The organism is Hymenobacter sp. 5516J-16, from assembly GCF_022919335.1.
Taxonomy (GTDB): domain Bacteria; phylum Bacteroidota; class Bacteroidia; order Cytophagales; family Hymenobacteraceae; genus Hymenobacter; species Hymenobacter sublimis.
In genome coordinates this window covers 271,922-290,219 of record NZ_CP095058.1, presented here as the reverse complement: position 1 = coordinate 290,219, position 18,298 = coordinate 271,922, and the positions used below count along the sequence as shown (strand labels likewise).

General features: G+C 58.8%; 16 protein-coding genes. 8 read left to right on the top strand and 8 right to left on the bottom strand.

What is annotated here, in order from left to right:
• Nucleotides 1-120: 120 nt before the first annotated feature.
• Nucleotides 121-801, bottom strand: coding sequence for a uracil-DNA glycosylase family protein (locus MUN84_RS01450; RefSeq protein WP_244696334.1), 681 nt, complete (start codon nucleotides 799-801; stop codon nucleotides 121-123).
• Nucleotides 802-1,086: 285 nt separating this feature from the next.
• On the opposite strand from MUN84_RS01450, the gene lpxK reads away from it, so the two are divergent.
• From lpxK to MUN84_RS01430, 4 genes are all read left to right on the top strand, one after another.
• Nucleotides 1,087-2,148: a tetraacyldisaccharide 4'-kinase gene (gene lpxK / locus MUN84_RS01445; protein WP_244696333.1), complete on the top strand. Its 1,062-nt coding sequence runs from the start codon at nucleotides 1,087-1,089 to the stop codon at nucleotides 2,146-2,148.
• Between the two features lie 70 nt (nucleotides 2,149-2,218).
• The gene (locus tag MUN84_RS01440; protein ID WP_244696332.1) at nucleotides 2,219-4,150 is read left to right on the top strand and encodes a putative porin; all 1,932 of its coding nucleotides are present in this window, start codon (nucleotides 2,219-2,221) and stop codon (nucleotides 4,148-4,150) included.
• A gap of 166 nt (nucleotides 4,151-4,316) precedes the next feature.
• Nucleotides 4,317-4,862: a tRNA-(ms[2]io[6]A)-hydroxylase gene (locus MUN84_RS01435; protein ID WP_244696331.1), complete on the top strand. Its 546-nt coding sequence runs from the start codon at nucleotides 4,317-4,319 to the stop codon at nucleotides 4,860-4,862.
• A 91-nt stretch (nucleotides 4,863-4,953) separates the two neighbouring features.
• A complete protein-coding gene (locus tag MUN84_RS01430) occupies nucleotides 4,954-5,424 on the top strand; it encodes a hypothetical protein (protein WP_244696330.1) in 471 nt (156 codons plus the stop codon).
• A 37-nt stretch (nucleotides 5,425-5,461) separates the two neighbouring features.
• Here MUN84_RS01430 and MUN84_RS01425 read toward each other — a convergent pair whose 3' ends face one another.
• The 3 genes from MUN84_RS01425 to MUN84_RS01420 form a co-directional block, all read right to left on the bottom strand.
• The gene (locus tag MUN84_RS01425) at nucleotides 5,462-7,048 is read right to left on the bottom strand and encodes a glycoside hydrolase family 2 protein (protein ID WP_317239067.1); all 1,587 of its coding nucleotides are present in this window, start codon (nucleotides 7,046-7,048) and stop codon (nucleotides 5,462-5,464) included.
• Nucleotides 7,042-7,311 carry a hypothetical protein gene (locus tag MUN84_RS23405; RefSeq protein ID WP_317239066.1) on the bottom strand — a complete coding sequence of 90 codons (270 nt, stop codon included), beginning with the start codon at nucleotides 7,309-7,311 and terminating at the stop codon, nucleotides 7,042-7,044. The genes MUN84_RS01425 and MUN84_RS23405 overlap by 7 nt, the downstream gene beginning before the upstream one ends.
• A 146-nt stretch (nucleotides 7,312-7,457) precedes the next feature.
• Nucleotides 7,458-8,735, bottom strand: a complete 1,278-nt coding sequence (locus MUN84_RS01420) for an asparagine synthetase B (RefSeq protein WP_244696329.1) — start codon at nucleotides 8,733-8,735, stop codon at nucleotides 7,458-7,460.
• Nucleotides 8,736-8,984: 249 nt separating this feature from the next.
• On the opposite strand from MUN84_RS01420, the gene MUN84_RS01415 reads away from it, so the two are divergent.
• The 3 genes from MUN84_RS01415 to MUN84_RS01405 all read left to right on the top strand — a co-directional run bounded on the left by MUN84_RS01415 (nucleotide 8,985) and on the right by MUN84_RS01405 (nucleotide 11,867).
• Nucleotides 8,985-10,223 carry an ABC transporter permease gene (locus tag MUN84_RS01415; RefSeq protein WP_244696328.1) on the top strand — a complete coding sequence of 413 codons (1,239 nt, stop codon included), beginning with the start codon at nucleotides 8,985-8,987 and terminating at the stop codon, nucleotides 10,221-10,223.
• 496 nt (nucleotides 10,224-10,719) lie between these two features.
• Nucleotides 10,720-11,115 carry a hypothetical protein gene (locus tag MUN84_RS01410; RefSeq protein ID WP_244696327.1) on the top strand — a complete coding sequence of 132 codons (396 nt, stop codon included), beginning with the start codon at nucleotides 10,720-10,722 and terminating at the stop codon, nucleotides 11,113-11,115.
• A gap of 47 nt (nucleotides 11,116-11,162) precedes the next feature.
• On the top strand, nucleotides 11,163-11,867 hold the full coding sequence (locus MUN84_RS01405; RefSeq protein WP_244696326.1) for a hypothetical protein: 705 nt from the start codon (nucleotides 11,163-11,165) through the stop codon (nucleotides 11,865-11,867).
• A gap of 90 nt (nucleotides 11,868-11,957) precedes the next feature.
• On the opposite strand, the gene mtaB is transcribed toward MUN84_RS01405, so the two are convergent.
• The 4 genes from mtaB to MUN84_RS01385 form a co-directional block, all read right to left on the bottom strand.
• Nucleotides 11,958-13,298 (bottom strand): tRNA (N(6)-L-threonylcarbamoyladenosine(37)-C(2))-methylthiotransferase MtaB, encoded by a 1,341-nt coding sequence (gene mtaB / locus MUN84_RS01400; RefSeq protein ID WP_244696325.1) that lies wholly within the window; start codon nucleotides 13,296-13,298, stop codon nucleotides 11,958-11,960.
• Between the two features lie 114 nt (nucleotides 13,299-13,412).
• Entirely contained in the window at nucleotides 13,413-13,784 is a 372-nt protein-coding gene (locus MUN84_RS01395; protein ID WP_244696324.1) for a hypothetical protein, read from the bottom strand.
• Nucleotides 13,785-13,838: 54 nt separating this feature from the next.
• Complete coding sequence (locus MUN84_RS01390; RefSeq protein WP_244696323.1) at nucleotides 13,839-15,320, bottom strand: LTA synthase family protein; 1,482 nt, start codon at nucleotides 15,318-15,320, stop codon at nucleotides 13,839-13,841.
• A gap of 14 nt (nucleotides 15,321-15,334) precedes the next feature.
• A complete protein-coding gene (locus tag MUN84_RS01385; protein WP_244696322.1) occupies nucleotides 15,335-15,697 on the bottom strand; it encodes a hypothetical protein in 363 nt (120 codons plus the stop codon).
• Between the two features lie 306 nt (nucleotides 15,698-16,003).
• Between MUN84_RS01385 and MUN84_RS01380 the strand changes: the two genes are divergently transcribed.
• Nucleotides 16,004-18,193 carry a glutamine synthetase III gene (locus MUN84_RS01380; protein ID WP_244696321.1) on the top strand — a complete coding sequence of 730 codons (2,190 nt, stop codon included), beginning with the start codon at nucleotides 16,004-16,006 and terminating at the stop codon, nucleotides 18,191-18,193.
• The last annotated feature ends 105 nt before the right edge of the window (nucleotides 18,194-18,298 follow it).

Genomic DNA, 18,298 nt, shown 5'->3' with positions numbered 1-18,298 from the left:
ATCTGTGTCTAGGTGCTAAACAACACTCTGGCTATGATAATCGAGCCTCCCAACCTCAGGCGGGTGGCGCAGCTGGTGATGCGCAAATATGGGGCGCGGCAGCAGCTAATTCCTCACGACTCATTCTTCATTCCTAATTGACCTTAACACCTGCACGTAGCGCGCGACGTTCTCGGCCAGGTGCTTACGCTTGTACTGCATCAAATACCGTGGATGATCCAGCACATGAATCTGGTCGAAGAGCTGCAACTCCTCATTCAGACGGTTGAAATACAGTCCGTTGCGCCGGCCCAGGCAAATGGCCGCGTGCCGCGCCAGCCCTACCTCGTGCACCTGTTGTTGCAGCCCGTGCTGGATACCGGGCCAGAGCGCGGCCGTCACAGCCGGTGAATCATAGAAGTTGTAATTCAACTCGTTGCGCAGTAGCACCAGCGGATACAGGGAGCCTAGGAAGAAATGCTGATAAAAGGCCGCGGGTCCGTCCATGGCTTCCACTACGGCCTGAATGAACTCGCTGGAGGGTTCCCGGCGGCGGGGCAGCTCATTGGCAATGCCCCAGGCGGCCAGCGCTACCGGATCGGTGAAGGCTACCCCGGTGCGGCCGTTACCTAAGCGGCCGGGGTTGATGCCCAGCAGCGCTATTCGGGGTTGGTCGCCAGTATAGTACTGTTGAGCAAACTGCGTAAACAAGGCCCGCGGCGTCGGCTCCTGGTAGGGGCTAAAGGCCGTTACCCCATCGGGTAGCGGTGGCGGCGAAGGGAACTCCGTCAGGAAATGCAGCAGCCGGTCGGAAAAGGACATAGAAAACGAGTAGGGGCGGAATCTTCTACGACAAGTTTGCCCGCCAGGGAGGACAGCCGCCGACTTTACCTGTTAGCAATGATTGGCTCCAGTAGCCGAGGTAGCCGAACCTACGCGGTGGCCACATCATCCGTGCGCTTGAGCGGAGACTGGTTTTTTACGCATTTAATGTTGGTAATCAGAAGTATAGAGTGAGAAGTGCCTGCTAATGCCCCATTCCTTACTGGCCGGGCAGTTACACCCCGCCGAACCCGTTACTTTTGCAATTCGCGCCACTCTTCACGCATGCCCTCTTTCCTTACCCTGTTGCTGCTTCCCGCCAGCTGGCTGTATGCCGGTGTCATGGCCGTGCGCAACTGGCTGTACCGCACCGGGCTGAAGCCGCGCACTAGCTTTGCGCAGGTGCCCGTGCTGAACGTGGGTAATCTGCGGGTAGGGGGCACGGGCAAAACACCCCACGTGGCCTGGCTGGTAACCTGGCTGCAGAGCCGGGAGCAGCGGCCAGCCCTACTTAGTAGGGGCTACGGCCGCGCCACCCGCGGCTACCGCCTAGCCACGGCCGCCGACTCAGCCGCTACCATCGGCGACGAGCCCCTGCAGCAGTTCCGGCATTTCGCGGCGCAGGTACCGGTGGCCGTAAGCGAGGACCGGGTAGCTGGCATTCGGCAGCTGCTGGCACAGCAACCCGCCGTTACGGCCGTTGTGCTGGACGATGCCTACCAGCACCGGCGCGTGCAGCCGGCTTTCACCATGCTTCTCACGGAGCAGGCCCGGCCTTTTTACGAGGACTACGTGCTACCCGCCGGGCGGCTGCGCGAAAGCCGGGCCGGGGCCGTGCGTGCCGACGTGGTAGTGGTAACCAAGTGTGCGCCCCAGCTTTCCGCCACCATCCGGCAGGAAATAACCCGGCGCATCCGGCGCTACGCCCGCCCCGGCGTGCCTGTGCTGTTTTCCTGCTACGAGTACGGCGCGCCCGTGCCCGTTACGGCGGGCCCCTTGCAGCTGCCCGGAGCTGAGGTAGTACTGCTCACGGGCATTGCCCAGCCCGGGCCCTTGCTAGAGCATTTGCGGGCGGCGGGCTACCGGGTGGTGCATCACGCCAGTTTTCCCGACCACCACGTATTTCAGGCCGAGGAACTCCGGCAACTAGCCGCGCAATTACGGCCGGGCCAAAGCGTTCTGACCACGCAGAAAGATGCGGCCCGCCTGCTAGAACCGGCCGTAGCTGCAATTGTGGCCGCTATGCCCGTATTTTACATTCCAATTGAAGTGCGGTTTCTGGCCGACGGGGAAACCCGGCTGGCCGAGCTGCTGACCCCGTACTTTCAGCCCCACGCTGTTGTCTGAACCACTGCTGTTTTCGTTGTCACAAGCACCTGCCGTCCGTTTTTCTAATTCCGCCCCGGTAAGCTGCCGGGTGCGCCGGTCGCACCGGCTGTGTTTGGCGGCAGCCCTGCTCCTGGGTGCGGGCCTGCTGGCCGGTACGGCCCATGCCCAGGTCATCGACGATTCTACGAAGGTGCGCTACGGGGCGCATACCACGTTCATTCTGCGGGAGGCCGATATTTTCCGGGGCGATACGCTGGGGCGCATGGTGGATACCACGCTCACGCGCCTACCCCAAAACCGCTACTGGGTGCACGACAGCACCTACCAGCAAGACCTGGGCAACTTCGGAACGGCCTCGCGCCGCCTACTCTGGGAGCCAAACCTGCAGCTAGGCGCCCGCCTCGGTCGCAACGTGTTCGACCGGTACGTGCGCGACGCCGCTACGGTGCCCTACTACGATACCCGCTCGCCCTACACCTTCTTCCGCTTTTTCCAGGGCAACCCCTACGAGCAGGTGTTCGAGCTGTCCTACGCGCGCAGTGTCAAGAAGGCCTTCAACGTAGGATTCGCCTACGAGCGGTTCGGCTCCAACAAGTACCTGGCCGTTACCAGCACCCAAATTGGGCAAGTGGAGCACAGCAACTTTCTGTTCTTCGTGCGCTACCAGTCGCCCGACGACCGGTACCACGCCCTAGCCAACTTCAGCACGGCCCGGCACCGGGCCGTGGAGCAGGGAGGCATTCAGCCCCTGCCTACCGATACGTTGGAGGGCTCTGACGGCCGAAAGATTGATTTGTCCCGGCTATTTGATTACCAGCGGGAACAGGTGCGCCTAACCAACGCCGTGAACCGTGACTCCCGCGACCGGGTGCGCCTAGCCCACACCTACCGTTTGCTGGGTCGGGGCCTCACCGTATTTCACGTGTTCGACTGGAACCGTCAACTCAACAAATACACCGATGACCGACTGGTGCAGCAGGCAGGCGTCGTACAGTTTTACCCGGCCCTGCTGCTAAGCACCGCCGCCACCGATGACCGAGCCGAATTTCGGCAGCTGGAAAATACGGTAGGCGTAATGGGCAACAGCAATACCGTAGAATACCGGCTGTACGGCCGTCAGCGCACGTATTCGCTGGTAACCCGCGCCGCTTTCGGTGAGCCAGCGGTGCTAGGACAAGCCTTGGCTGAACGTAACGGAACCCAGCTGTTTCTAGGTGGTACGGCAGCTTTTCGCTACCGGCAATTCGCCATTGAAACCGCCGGGGAGCTACGGCCCGTCACCAACATTACGGACAGTGAGTACTGGGCCCGCGGCATTGCTCGGCTCGGGCCCCTGAGCGGAGAGTTGCTCCTGGCCAGTTATGCCCCTACACTCACGGAGCAAGAGTTGTTCGGCAACCACTACCGCTGGAACAACGATTTAAGCAACACCCAGGTGCAGCAGTTGAGGGTGCGAGTTGCCCAGCAGCTAAGCCGCCACTACCTGGAGGCCGTCGGGACCGTGGCCAACATCAGCAACCTGGTATACTACAACCAGCAGGCCTTGCCTACCCAGCGGGGCCAGGCCCAACAGCTCACTACCCTGATGGCCCGCTACCGCCTCAACGTAGGGCATGTTTTCTTTGATAATCAGGCTACCTACACGCTGGGCGCTGAAGATGATAAGCAAGGCATTCGGGTGCCGAAGCTCGTGGGTACGTCTCGGCTGTACTACCAGGGGTACGTGTTCAAAAAAGCTTTGCTGGGCCAGATTGGCGCGCAGGCCTACTTCCAGTCCCGCTGGAAGGCCTACGACTACAGCCCTAGCACGCAGCAGTTCTATCTTCAGGACCATTTCACCATTCGGAACACGCCCCTGGTGGATGTGTTTCTGAGCGGGGACATCAAAACGGTAGGCGTATTTCTGAAGATGGCCTACATCAACCAGTTCCTGCCCCAGTCAGGCTACTACACTACCCCATATTATGTCGGCCTGCCCCGTCGCTTCGAGTTTGGCATCCGCTGGCAGTTCTTTAACTAATAAGGGCTCGGGGTCTTAGGGACTTGGGGGCTTAGTCGATGTTTCTATAAGGAACAACGCAACTTATTGAACGTCAATTAATCCCCAAGCCCCTCAAGCCCCAAGTCTCCACAACCATGAAAGAGAAAACCATCCTGAAACTGAAGCTGAACTCTGACCCCGGTGGGTGGACATTGCCAGCAAGAACATTGTGGATATTCTGGTGGACCACGCCTACTGCGAGCAGAAGGCGGCCAGCACCGGTATTTCCCTGATTGTAAAATATCCCGAAAAAACCCGCTTAGTGGAGGAGCTTACGGCCTTGGTAGCTGAGGAGTGGGAGCATTTTGCGCGGGTGTTGCAGGAGCTGCGCAAGCGGGGCCACGAGCTCGGGCGTCCCCGCCGCGACGAGTACGTGGTGCAGCTCATGACCCATGTGCGGAAGGGTGGACCCCGCGAGCGGCAGCTCATGGATCAGCTTCTGGTAAGTGCTCTGATAGAGGCGCGTAGCTGCGAGCGGTTCAAGCTGTTGTGGAAGCATATCCCGGACCCCGAGCTAAGCCAATTCTACTACGAGCTGATGGCCTCCGAAGCTGGCCACTTCGTGAGCTACGTGGACTTGGCCAAGGAGTATTGCGACCCGCAGGAGGTAGACGCTCGGTTGCAGGAGCTGCTCAAAATGGAGGGCGAAATTGTTACGAGCCTACCGGTGCGCGACGACCGGATGCACTAGCTTTCCTAAAAATACGCAGCCTAACGTGCGCTTCTAATTCATCCGCACTTCTCGCCGCCTATATTGGCTTTGGAATTGTACGTGCGACTGAATGAAAAAACTTCTTCTGCTTTTTTTTCTGCTGGCCCCAGGCTGGGTCATAGCCCAAACAACTGCGCCGGCTGCTGGCCCCACCATTAACTTCTGTGGCCTCGACTTGGCTTTAACCCCTGGCTGCACCCCTGAATCAAAATATTCCGTGCGCTGCCAGGATTACCAGATGACGTGGATGTATCTGGATTACAACATGATGCGCACCTTTCCGGAGCAGTTCGCGCAGCAGATTCAGAAGAAGCACAAGCACACCGAACGGCAGCCCCTGGACTGCTTTATTATGAACTCGCCCAGCAAAGGGTTTCGCCTGAGTTACCCAACCGAAGCGGGCGGCATGGCCTACGAGCTAATTGCCTACGGAGTAGCTAACGGCCAGCCGGTTATGATCCAGCTGACTCTAACCACGGACCCAGATAAAACCGCCGACTTGCCCGAGCTACCCCGGCAGATCGTGCGTCTGTCGAAATAGCCCGGGCAAGTCGGCGGTTTTAGCCAGCGGTAGTAGCTTACGAGGCGCTATTGTCGCTTTTCGTTTCGTTAGGAAAAGGGCTTTGCGAGGCAAGTAGGCCCTCCGGCACCGACAGCTCTCCGGTGTGGGGGTCCAACAGGCCGTTTCGCTCGTCTTCGATGTTAGTGGCCTGGGTGTATACGTCGCCGGCAATGGGGCGCTTGCGCAGTTCTAGCTTAAACTGCCGGATACGCTCCGTCCGCTCTTCTGAGCTTTGCGGTCCGCCGTAATCGGCGAAACCGAATCCGCCCCACTCGCTGACAATCAGCGGCTTCTGCCGCCCGTAGAAGAACGGGTCACCTATCACAAGGGGTAGCACAGCCACGTTGTTTAGGTCGCCCTGCACCATGCGGTCCAGCAATTCCGACCAGCGTGTTAGCTCCGGCGTGTACACGTGAGCCGTCAACAGGTCGGATTTCAAACGGCCTTCTTGGGAAATATGCTGCCACCCATCGTTATCTACCACCAAAAACTGCGGGTGGTTGATGTGCATGTAGTGATACATGTCCACGATGTAGCGGCGGGTGCTGGCATTGGTGGCAATGTCCTGGGCACCCCAGTCCTCGTTATATAGGCTCCAAATAACCACCGACGGGTGAGACTCCGTAAGGGCCAACATCCGCAGCAGCTCGGCCCGGTGATTTTCCCGGCTCTTACTAGTAGAGGAGTGCGGGCTGGGTACTTCAATCCACAGCAACAAGCCTAGCTCATCGGCTAAGTTGTAAATGCGCGGATCGACACCGGCAATGTGCACCCGCACTAAGTTGCAGCCCAGGGCCTGCATGGCGTGCATGTGCCGCTGCATTTCCTCGTAGGTAGCCGTGCCCGGCTGGTAAAGGATGCCGTCCAGATAAATCGGTTCGTTATTGAGGTACACGTACGTACCGCGCGACTCAATTTTGCGCAGGCCGAAGTGAGTTTCGATTTCCGCCGAATACCCTTCGCTGTCGATAAGCTGGGCCACGAGGCGGTACAGGTTAGGCGAGCCGGGTGCCCAGAGCTTGGCGCCTGGCAGCTCCATCACTACCCGCTGCTGGCGCTGCCCAGCCTCCAGGCGGAGCGGAAAATCAGCGGTAGCCAGGGGCTGGGGGGTAGGCGCTACCCGGTCGAATACCTGCAAGCGCAGGGTGTACAGGCCGGGGTCGTGGATGCGGGTGGTCATGTTAAAGCGCACCATCTGGTCCTCAATGACGCTATCAACCCCCACGCGGGAGCGGAGGCGGTTACGCTCTACCATCTCCAGCCACACGCTGCGCACGGCGCCCGTGTAGGTCTGGTACCAAATGCCGCCTCGCTTGTACACGTGCGACTCCTGCTTCCCGCGGGGCGTCTCGGCATCCATTGTATCCACAATGCGCACGGTCAGGCGGTTGACGGGCCGTAGGTGTTCCTCGCGCAGCTCAAACGAAAAAGAAGTGTACTCGCCGTAGTGCACGTCTTCGCCCTCGATAGTGCTAAGCAGGAAGCCGTTAAGCCACACCCGGGTTTCGTAGCCGCAGGCCCCAAACGTGAGCTGGAACAGGGAGTGGGTGCCGTCGTCGCCGCGCTCGGGCAAGGTAAACTCTCGCTCGTACCAGACTACCACTTTATCCTGCCAGGCCGGAGCCTGGGCTGATACTTAGCCATGTGCTCCTCCACCGAGCCGGGCCAATTGGCTATTTGCTCATAAGGATGCGCCAGATACCAACCATCCCGCAGGCCAATATCCTCCGAGTCCAGGGCAAAATTCCATTCCCCATCCAGTAACAGGTAATTATTCGAGCGAAGAACTGCGCGCGGCAGCGGGTTAGCCGAGCGCACGTCTTTTTGAGCAGTTGAGAAACCGTAGTTAGAGGCAGAGGATGGCATAACAGCAAGTTTGGTGTGAGTGCTACAAACGAGTTTAGTAGGTAGCCGGATACTTTTAGCAGTGGATTAAAGGGAAAAAACCCCAGCGCAGGCTTTCCGCGTCGAGGCCTTTCAGCTTGAGTGTAAGTACGTAAGGAGGCAGAAGGTTAGGTTTTCTGCTTTTTCTTTTTCGCCGCCGGAAACAGAATATTGTTCAGAATAAGCCGGTAGCCGGGCGAGTTCGGATGCAGGGCCAGGTCGGTGGGCTCTTCCTCCACAAAGTGCTGGTAGTCCTCCGGATCGTGGCCCCCGTAGAACGTCCAGGTGCCTTTGCCCAGCGTGCCGTGCATGTAGCGGACTTCATTGGAGGCCTTATTGTCGCCCATTACCACTACGTCGGGCTTGATCAACGACTTTCGGAAAGCTGTGGTCTGGCCCATGAAGCCGTGCACGGTGCGCTCATGGTTCTGGGTAAGCATGGTAGGCACGGGGTCGTACTTGGCCGAGAAGGTGAACAGCTGGAAGTAGTCGTTGTCCTCGTACACGCGCCGCTCCCGTGGGTCCATGTCAATGTCGGAATACTCGTATTCCAGTGGGTCGCGCACCAGGTGAAAGTTCTGGAAGGCCAGCGTGCGGTTGAAATTGAGTTTGGCTTGCGCGGCCGGGTCGGCTGGGTCTCCGTCATACATGCCCTCTACCATGTCCACGCCCAGGCCGGCCAGGGCAATGTCGTAGGAGTCGGTGGCAGAGCACATGGCAAACTGAAAGCCCCCGCCGGCAATGAACTCCTGCATTTTCACCACCACGGCGGCCTTCATTAGGCTTACCTTATTGAAACCGTTGCGCTTAGCCGTGGCTTCTGATTCGCGCTGCTGCTGCTGATACCAGGGGCGGCTGCTGTAGTTGCGGTAAAATTTGCCGTACTGGCCCGTGAAGTCCTCGTGGTGCAGGTGCAGCCAGTCGTACTTAGGCAGGTCGCCGCGCAGCACTTCGTCGTCGTAAATCTGGGTGTAGGGAATTTCGGCGTAGGTCAGCACCAGGGTCACAGCGTCGTCCCAGGGCTGCTTGCCCTTGGGGGTGTACACCGCAATTTTGGGCACCTTCTCCAGCTTCATCACGTCCATATTGGCGTTAGGGTCGGCTATTTCGGAGAGGATGCTGGTGTACTGGGCCTCGCTGATGACTTGGTAGGTTACCCCGCGCACGGCCAGCTCGTTTTCGGCCCCGGCCACCACGTCGCAGGCAAAGGCCCCACCCCGGTAGTTGAGCAGCCAGTCAACCTCCACCTGCTTGCCCAGCAGCCAGTAGGCTACCCCGTAGGCTTTCAGGTGCTCCTTCTGGGTGTTATCCATCGGGATGAAGATGTGGTTGGCCCAGGCCGCGGCCGGCCGAAGCAGAGCCGTTGCCAGGAGCAGCACCAGCGCAATCAGACGAGAAATTGTCATAGTAAACAAGCGAAACAGGAAGCTTTCGACCTCATCCGCTGCCCCAGTACGCCTGGGAGCCAAAGCAGACAAGGAATCCGCGTCAACCGAAAAAAACGTCTAGATCTGTCCTTCTAAAGGTAGCAAATGCCAGTGGGAGTTTACGTGAAACCCGCTACCTTGCACGGCCGGGTGCTGCTGCCAATACGTTGCCAAGCGCACGTTTAGCCCGAGTCAACTTCTTCGCGTCCGCGTCTACTTGCTGTCCTTATGCATCTGCTGGAAAACATCAAAGAGGCATTTCGTTCCATCAACAGCAATCTGCTGCGGACCATCCTGACGGCCCTGATCGTAAGCATCGGCATTATGTCGCTGGTGGGCATCCTGACGGCCATTGACGCCATCAAGGCGTCGTTGAACACAACGTTTGCTAGCTTGGGGGCTAACTCCTTTGAAATCAAGGCCAAAGGCTATAATAACCGGTCTCGCCGCGGCGGGGTGCAGCAGAAAACGTACCCGGCTATTACGTATTTGCAGGCCCGGCAGTACAAGGCCCAGATCGGGGAGGAGGCCAAGGTGGGCGTGTCGGCCTTTATTGCGGGCGCCGTAGAAGTCAAGGCCAACGGCAAGAAAACCAACCCCAACATGCAGGTAGTAGCCGGCGACGAAAACTACCTCATGATCCAAAACTACAACCTCAAGGGCGGCCGGATGTTCTCACCGGCCGAGCTGGGTAGCGGGGCGAACGTGGCCATTGTGGGTGGGGAAATCAAGGACAAGCTCTACCCCAACCAAAGCCTGTTGGGCCAGTACGTGTACCTGCTGGGCCGGCGCTTTTTGGTGGTGGGCGAGCTAGAGAAAAGCGGCAGCAGCATGGGCGGCGGCGGGGCCGACCGGCTCGTGCTTATTCCGCTGGAAACCGGCAACCAGCTCCCCCGGCAGCGGGGCCTCACCTTCGACATCAAAACGGCCACGCTGGATGCCAACTACCTGAACTACCTCACGGGCGAGGCCAGCGGCATCATGCGCGCCGTGCGCCACGATGCCCTGGGCCAGGAGGACAGCTTCGAGCTGGAGCGCAGCGATTCGCTGGCCGGCAAGCTGGATTCCTTGTCGGGCAACCTACGCATGGGCGGCTTTCTGGTGGGCTTCATCACGCTGCTGGGGGCCAGCATTGCCCTGATGAATATTATGATGGTGTCGGTAACGGAGCGCACCCGCGAAATCGGCATCCGCAAGGCACTGGGCGCTACGGCCCTGCAAATTCGCCAGCAGTTCCTGATTGAGGCCATTGTCATCTGCATGATGGGCGGCACCCTCGGCATTCTGCTGGGGGTAGGCATGGGTAACGGCGTGAGCTTGCTGGTGGGCAGCGGCGGGTTCATTGTGCCCTGGCTTTGGATGATTGTCGGCCTGGTTATCTGCGTGACGGTGGGCCTGGCCTCGGGCTACTACCCGGCCAGTAAGGCCGCTGCTCTGGACCCCATCGAGTCCCTGCGCTTCGAGTAGATTCGAGCAAAGAGGCTACTGTTACGCAAAACCAATCTGGCAAGTGAAACAGCTGGCGTGGTGGCTGCTAGGGGTAGGGACCCTACTAAGCACAGGACTGGAAGCTCTGGCGCAAACCCACCCTGGTGAGCACGCGCAGGTATACACAATCACCGCTGGTCCGGTAGGCGGATCCTTGCAGGTACTTCAAATTCGGTTGCCTAATGCCGCCGTAGCCCGGCGTATTAACCGGCTTCCACTGGACCCTGTTACTGCTGGTACCGGCACAGTAGATTCAACCGCCAGCCCGCGCCGGCAACTAGCTCAGGTGGCGCGAGAGTGCTGCTACGATGAGGAGCTGAAGCGCTGGCGAACCAGTGGCGACGGCACGAGCGGCATTAGGTACGAAGTGCTTCTCAACCAAAATTATCTGCTTTCGGTCGGGTATCAACTGGAGTATCATGGCCTCGTGCACCCGTATACCGAGCATTTAACATTCGATCTGCGAACTAGCCGCTTGCTCACGCTAGCGGATCTAGTAGCGGACTCGCCCGCTCAGCTAGGTCGCCGGTTGCAAGCCGCCATCAGCCGCCGCCTACGCGACAAGATGGCTGAAGTAGCTGCTGATTACGGAGATTCTGCTCAGCTTGCCCGCGTGAGCGAGCTGTACGAGCTGTACGACTGGAATACCACCCCACAGCGCGGCCTGCGCCTTGATACGGCCAATGGGGCCGAAGCCAGCCTCACGAACTTTGCCCTACGCCCTGATGCGCTTCTGCTGTTCCATCACGTAAGCCTGAATCGTACTGAATTCGAATTCCTACCGGACGAAACGTACGTATTTCCCTTCGCGCGCCTACAGCCACGGCCGCTGTTGCAACCGGTAGCACAGGCAAAGAAGGACAAGAAGTAGCCGGCTGATTATCCGGTTGGTAGGATATATGTCTGTTTTGTATACATTTGCGTAAAATAGCATTTGGGTATATGGCGAATCCAGCAACTGTCGGGCAGCGCTTCACGGCACTTATTTCTCATTTGGGTATCAGCAAAAATGCGTTTGCCGCGTCTCTGGACAAAACGGCTACCGTTATTCAGCACCTTGTTGACGAGAGAAATAAACCAGGTTTTGACCTTTTGTGTAAAGTATTTGAAGTTTACCCAAGTGTTTCAAAAGAGTGGCTATTGCAGGGCATTGGACCAATGCTGACGGAAGAAATTTCTTCTCAAGCGCAGCCGAACTCGCTGCCCAGCAGCCCCGTCCGGCAGAATGAAAAGGTGGCCCATGCTACAGCGCCAGTTGCCACCTCGGTGGTAGCCTCAGCAGCTGCGGCCGTACCTGGTGCTATAGCTGAGGTAGTGCCAACAACGGCTCCTGAACCAGTTGCGCCACCAACTCCCGCGCCTTCCACGCCTGCACTAACTAGCAGTCCTACCGAAGTTTTGCCCGAAGCGCCCGCGACGACTAGCCCATTACCTGTAACTAGCCCCGCACTTAACGCATCAGCTGCGGCGCCGGTAGCCGATACCAGCTGGCAAACGGCCCTGTATACCCAGCAAATGGCCCACCAACTGGCTCTGGCCGAGTTGCGAAACCAGCATTTGCAGGAACAACAGCGTTTGATGCAACAAATGATGGACCTGATGCAACGTCAGCTTGCTCGATAGGCTAGCTTCTAGCCAACTTGCAAAAGCAAACGGCCGCCGCGTAGTAGTACGCGACGGGCTTTTCCTTTTGGGAAACACTGGGTTTATTTCTTAGTGCTGAAACACTTCAACGCCAAGCTCCTCGGCCTCCATCAGGTTTTGCGCATTGAGCGTTACCAGCCGCAAACGCTTTAGCTCACCTACCAGCAGCGGATCATATTTGGCAGTTACCCGGACGTAGTTGGGGGTAAACCCTTCCATCTGGCCATTGGTCACGTCGTCTTCGAACAGCACCGCGGTTTCGAGGCCCACGTGTTGCTCGTAGAAATACCGCTTCTTCTTTTCCGACAGGCTGCGCAGCTGGGTGGTGCGCTCGTGGCGGTGGCGGTCCTGGACGCGGCCGGGCAGGGTGGGCGCCAGCGTGTTCTCGCGCTCCGAGTACGGAAACACGTGCAGGTAGCTCACGTCTAGCTCGTTAAGAAACTGGTAGGTTTCCAGGAAGTCGGCTTCCGTTTCGCCGGGAAAGCCCACAATAACGTCGACGCCAATGCAGGCGTGCGGCATCACTTCCTTGATCAGGGCCACGCGCTCTTGGTACAGCTCCCGGCGGTAGCGCCGGCGCATAAGGCCTAGAATTTTGTTGGAGCCCGACTGCAGCGGAATGTGGAAGTGGGGCATAAACCGCTTCGATCGGGCCACGAAGCGGATAATCTCGTCGGACAGTAGGTTAGGCTCGCAGGAGCTGATGCGGAACCGCTCGATGCCTGCTACCTCATCAAGAGCCCGCACTAAATCGTAGAAATTCTCTTTTCGCTCCCGCTCCGGGCCCTGCAAGCCAAAGTCGCCGAGGTTTACGCCGGTCAGCACAATTTCCTTGACGCCGGTTTCCGCCAGTTTTTCTACCCGCTCCACTACGCTTTGCACCGAGTTGGAACGGCTCTTACCCCGCGCCAGCGGAATAGTGCAAAACGAGCAGGAGTAGTCGCAGCCGTCCTGCACCTTTAGGAAGGTGCGCGTCCGGTCGCCGTAGCTGTGGGCGGCGTGAAACTCGGTGGCTTCCGATATGGGGGAGGCAAACACCTGGCCCGGCTGCCCAGCCGCCGGCTTTTGGAAGCCCGCTAGCGTTTCTACCAGCTGAAACTTTTCGGCGGCGCCTAGCACGGCGTGCACGCCCGGAATTTCGGCAATTTCCTGGGGCTTGAGTTGGGCGTAACAGCCCACGATGGCCACGAAAGCCTCGGGGTTATGCTTTAGGGCTTCCTTTACTACCTTCCGGCACTTGCGGTCGGCGTGGTCAGTAACGGAGCACGTGTTGATGACGTAGATGTCGGCCGCATCTTCAAAGGCTGCTTTCACGAAGCCGTGCTCCTCGAACTGCCGGCCAATGGCCGAAGTCTCGGAGAAATTAAGCTTGCAGCCGAGCGTATAAAAGGCAACTTTTCTGGTTTCCATAAGCAAGACCACAAAGATACTACCTCCGCTCGGATACCACACGCTGTGAGCTGCTTCGGAAGCCTCGCGCAACTACTCCTGGGCGGCATGAATCCTCCTTCCGCACGACTCCAGCTAATTGCTAACCGGTAGGCGCTGCCGGACAAGTTGAATAAGGCCCGGTAAATCAAGGAACGATAGCTCCGCGGCGGCTATAACTACTTGCCAATCCGTGGCGGCCAGATTATCCCGTTGAAATACCGCTGGCAAGGGCTCCGTCAGCAGGGCCGGATAGCGCCGGGCCAGTTCGTTGCGGTGCAGAAAGGTAGCGCGGACCGGCAACGACTTCAGAAATTTCCGCCACTGGGGCCGCATGCTGGTGGTGCCGTAGGTAATGGCGCAGAGCGAACAAGCATAAGTAGCCGGCGACAGGGTTTTGTGCAAGCTGTCCAGCAGGCCATTCACTACCCCCGAATCGGCATTATAGACGAAGAGCAGTTCTGTCATGGGAGTATAAAGAACGTATGTTTCCTGGCGCTGGCAGTGGTAGGAGTCCAACGGCTACTTTTTCAGAAAGTCCCCAAAGGAAGTTTGCTCGTAGGCTTGCCCGAACCGCAGCTGCTGGGGCGAGACTGACCCGGTGCGCTCAATTTCGCGGCGAGCCACGTTATCGTAGGTCACTGTGCCGCCCGGAGCCGCTACCCCGAAACCATCGGTGAAACAATAGAAGGCCACGCCGCCGGGCCAGGCCACCGGAGCCGGGGCCAGCAGGTCGCGGCTCCAGGGAAAGGTAGTGGCAGGCAGCTTGAGCTGGGCCAAGAGGGTAGCCGCTACATCGGTTTGGCTGCCGAAGGTGCTGATCTGGCGGCCCTGGGTGCTGGGTAGTAGGGCCCCGCCCGTCAGCAACAGCGGAATCCGGAATTTGGCTGGTGCGTGATTAGGCGTGTCGCCGGGCTGGTGGTGGCCGTGGTCGGCTACCAGCACTACCAGCGTGGAATCCCACCAGGGCTGGCGGCGCGCCTGCGCCAGAAACTGCCCGAGCACGTGGTCGGTGTAATACACGGAGTTGCGGAACAGGGCCGCCTCCGTGGTGCCCGGGAAGCGCGGGCGCATGGGCACGTCAAAGGGCTCGTGGCTGCTGAGCGTAAAGGCGGTAACAAAGAAGGGCGGGCGCTGCCGGGGTAGCTCCTGCAGTAGCCGCGTTAGCAGCACATGGTCGTGGGCCCCCCACTTGGCGTTCTGGTCGCGGCGGGTAAAGTCGCTGCGTTCCGTAAATTGCTCATAGCCAGCCGTTACGAGGTAGCTTTTCATGTTGGCAAACGCCAGCTCGCCCCCGTGGTAATACGCCGTGCTATACCCTTGGTCGCGCAGGGTGCGGGCCAGGTGGGGGAGCCGTTCGGTTTTGCGCGGCGACTTAATAATGCTGGTTGTGGGCTGGTTGGGGTAGCCCGAAAGCAAGGCCACCAGCCCTTTCTGGCTTCGGTCGCCGGCCGCGTACAGGTTCTGAAACGACACTCCAACCTGGCTCAGGCTGTCCAGGGTGGGCGTTACGCCAGTTTCGCCGCCCAAGTGGCCCACCAGCTTGCCCGTAAAGCTTTCCAGAATAATGAACAGCACATTGGGCCGGCGGGTCCGCAGCAGGGCAACCGTATCCGGGCCGGTGGGAGCGTAAAGCTGCTGGGTCAGGCGTCGCGCGGTCGAGTCGGGCAGAAACTGGTACGGATTCGGTCCGCCGTTTTGCAGGCGCAGGGAGTTAACGACGTTCCAGGGCACATTTACAGCCGCATGGTTGGCAAATGGTCGGCTGGAGAAATAAACGTCGCTCTGGTTGACCGGAATTTGCTGCAGCCCCCCGCGCAGCGGCACTACCAGCAACGCCAGGTACAGCAGGCTAGCCAGGGCGGCCCGCCCCCGGCCAAAGCACGCCGGGAGTTCTGGCAACCGACCGACTATCTGCTTATACAGGAGCCAGCCGCCGCCCAGCAGCCCCAGCCACAGACTCAGCAACAGCAGCACGGGCGCGCTACCCGCTGAGGCTGCCATTTCCCGAGGAGTACTCAGGTACTGCAGGGGGTAGCATCGAGCCGGAACCCCCAGGCGCGGTACAGTTCCAAATCGGCTACGGTAAGTACGGCGACTACCAAGCTGAATACGGCCGTGAAAAAGCGGATGAGGCGCTCCAGCGGAAAACGGGAACTGGCCAAGCTACCCACCACGAACAGCAGAAACGGCACTATGCACAGGTACGCCGCCGCCGCGCCGTCCAGCCGCAACCCGTAGCCAAAAATGCCGGCCACCGTATCGCCCGACAACGTCTTGGTTTGCTGCCAGTGGTAGGCAACAAAAACGGCTTTTCCCAGAACGAAATAGAGCAGCCAAAACAAAAAGTAGCGCGGCTGAAACGCAAGGCGGTTTTTCACTCCGCAAAGGTAGTTGACCCGCCCCAGCTCCTTATTCCGTCAGGCAAATTTGAACATGTCCTGAACGGATACCCTATGTGGTAGGTGAGCGGCAATAGAACTAGGCGGTGCGAAAGCCAATGCCATACTTTCTAACGACAAGTATGTTTTTGCTGAAATGGTCTAGAAATTAGATGGGGTGACAGGTAAAATCTAGTCTTTTGTCGAAAGTGGGGTAAAAAATGAAGGGGGTATTGCGGAAGGTTGCCATTACCTTCTACCTTTGCCTTCGTAATCCTTGAAAGTTACTTCACGCCTAACTCTAGCATGGCAATTCTTCGCTTTAAAGCTCTTGAACTAGTAGATCAGCGCGAGCCGCTGGCCGTTACCATTGCCGGCGAGCGTCGTTCCGAGACGTTTGGCAAAAACGTTTTCAACCTGGATGCCATGCGGGCTACCATGCCCGGCGAGTACTTCAAGAAGTTGCAGGCTGCCATTAAGCAAGGCTCGCCCGTGGAGCGTAGCGTAGCCGACGCCGTGGCTTCGGCCATGAAAACCTGGGCCATGGCCAAGGGCGCTACCCACTACACGCACTGGTTTCAGCCCCTGACCGGCGCTACCGCCGAAAAGCACGATTCCTTTTTCGACCTGAACTCCGACGGTCGGCCAATTGAGAACTTTAAGGGCTCGGCCCTGGTGCAGCAGGAGCCCGATGCTTCCTCCTTCCCGAACGGCGGCATCCGCAACACCTTCGAGGCTCGTGGGTACACCGCCTGGGACCCCACCTCGCCCGCTTTCATCATTGAAACGGCCGGGGCCAAAACCTTGTGCATCCCGACCATCTTCGTGGCGTATACCGGCGAAGCCCTCGACTACAAAGCTCCGTTGCTGAAGTCGCTGGCTGCCCTGGAAAAGGCCGCCGTGGACGTGTGCCAGTACTTCGACAAGGACGTACAGCGCGTGCACACGACCCTGGGCATCGAGCAGGAATACTTCCTGGTAGACCGCGCCTTGTACAACGCCCGCCCCGACCTGGTGATGACCGGCCGCACCCTGTTCGGCCACGCGCCGGCCAAAGGGCAGCAGCTCGAAGACCACTACTTCGGCTCGATTCCGGCCCGCGTGCACGCCTACATGTTGGACTTCGAGGAAGAGTCTAACAAGCTCGGCATTCCGCTCCGCACCCGCCACAACGAGGTAGCGCCTCATCAGTTCGAGTGCGCCCCGACTTTTGAGGATGCCAACCTGGCCGTCGACCACAACCAGCTGCTCATGGACATCATGGAGCGCGTGGCCGACAAGCACAACTTCAAGGTGCTGCTGCACGAGAAGCCTTTCGCGGGCGTTAACGGCTCGGGCAAGCATAACAACTGGGCCATGAGCACCGACACGGGCGTGAACCTGCTGGCTCCCGGCCGCCGCCCTAAGGAAAACCTCCAGTTCCTCGCCTTCTTCATTACTACCATTAAGGCCGTACACCGCTACGGGGAGCTACTGCGCGCCAGCATCGCCTCCGCCAGCAACGACCACCGCCTCGGGGCTAACGAAGCGCCGCCCGCCATCATGTCGGTATTTGTGGGTTCGATGCTGGATTCGGTACTAGATGAATTGGAGCGCACGGCCAAAGTTCCCCTGGACAAAGGCGACAATATCTACCTCAAGCTCGGCATCGATAAGATTCCGGCCATTCTGCTCGACAACACCGACCGGAACCGCACCTCGCCCTTCGCCTTCACCGGCAACAAGTTCGAGTTCCGCGCCGTGGGCTCCTCCGCCAACTCTTCGTCGGCCATGACCACGCTCAACACCATCGTGGCCGAGCAACTCATCGACTTTAAACAGTCGGTTGATAAGCTCATTGAGCAGGGCAAGAAAAAGGAGGTAGCCATTGTAGACGTGCTGCGCGAGTACGTTATTAGCTCTAAGAACATCCGCTTCGAGGGCAACGGTTACTCCGACGAGTGGAAGGACGAGGCGGCCGCCCGCGGCTTGGCCAACGTGCCCACTACCCCCCAGGCTCTGGACGCTATTATTCAGGAAGATGCCGCCTCCTTGTTTGAGCGCCACCGCATCTTCTCCCACGTGGAGCTGCACGCCCGCCACGAGATTCTGCTGGAGGACTACATCAAGAAAATCCAGATTGAAAGCCGCGTGATGGGTGACCTAGCCGTGAACCATATCATCCCTACGGCGGTTGCTTACCAGACCAAACTGATTACCAACGTACGCGGTCTGCGGGAACTGGGCCTCGACGACGAGAATTCGGAAGTAACCGTAAACACCATCAAAGCCATTTCGCGGCACATTTCTACCATCAAAACCCAGGTAGATGAGATGACCAACGCGCGCAAAGTGGCTAACAAAATTGACGATACGCGCGAGCGGGCCGTGGCCTACTGTGACACCGTCAAGACGCATTTCGACACCATTCGCCGCTCCGTTGATAAGCTGGAGCTGATGGTGGCCGATGAGGACTGGCCCCTGGTAAAGTACCGCGAACTATTGTTCCGGCACTAAGTCCAGGGTCAGAATCGGGCCGGAGTTGGGTGGGAATTTTCTCCGCGCCACGATTTCAGAAAAGCCGTTTCCGGGTGGGGACGGCTTTTTTTGCGTTTTCGCTAG

Coding starts and splice junctions, on each gene's coding strand:
- mtaB (WP_244696325.1), bottom strand. CDS start 13,298: ATGGAAACCAGAAAAGTTGCCTTTTATACGCTCGGCTGCAAGCTTAAT.
- MUN84_RS01395 (WP_244696324.1), bottom strand. CDS start 13,784: ATGACAGAACTGCTCTTCGTCTATAATGCCGATTCGGGGGTAGTGAAT.
- MUN84_RS01420 (WP_244696329.1), bottom strand. CDS start 8,735: ATGACAATTTCTCGTCTGATTGCGCTGGTGCTGCTCCTGGCAACGGCT.
- MUN84_RS01430 (WP_244696330.1), top strand. CDS start 4,954: ATGAAAAAACTTCTTCTGCTTTTTTTTCTGCTGGCCCCAGGCTGGGTC.
- MUN84_RS01390 (WP_244696323.1), bottom strand. CDS start 15,320: ATGGCAGCCTCAGCGGGTAGCGCGCCCGTGCTGCTGTTGCTGAGTCTG.
- MUN84_RS01415 (WP_244696328.1), top strand. CDS start 8,985: ATGCATCTGCTGGAAAACATCAAAGAGGCATTTCGTTCCATCAACAGC.
- lpxK (WP_244696333.1), top strand. CDS start 1,087: ATGCCCTCTTTCCTTACCCTGTTGCTGCTTCCCGCCAGCTGGCTGTAT.
- MUN84_RS01450 (WP_244696334.1), bottom strand. CDS start 801: ATGTCCTTTTCCGACCGGCTGCTGCATTTCCTGACGGAGTTCCCTTCG.
- MUN84_RS01380 (WP_244696321.1), top strand. CDS start 16,004: ATGGCAATTCTTCGCTTTAAAGCTCTTGAACTAGTAGATCAGCGCGAG.
- MUN84_RS23405 (WP_317239066.1), bottom strand. CDS start 7,311: ATGCCATCCTCTGCCTCTAACTACGGTTTCTCAACTGCTCAAAAAGAC.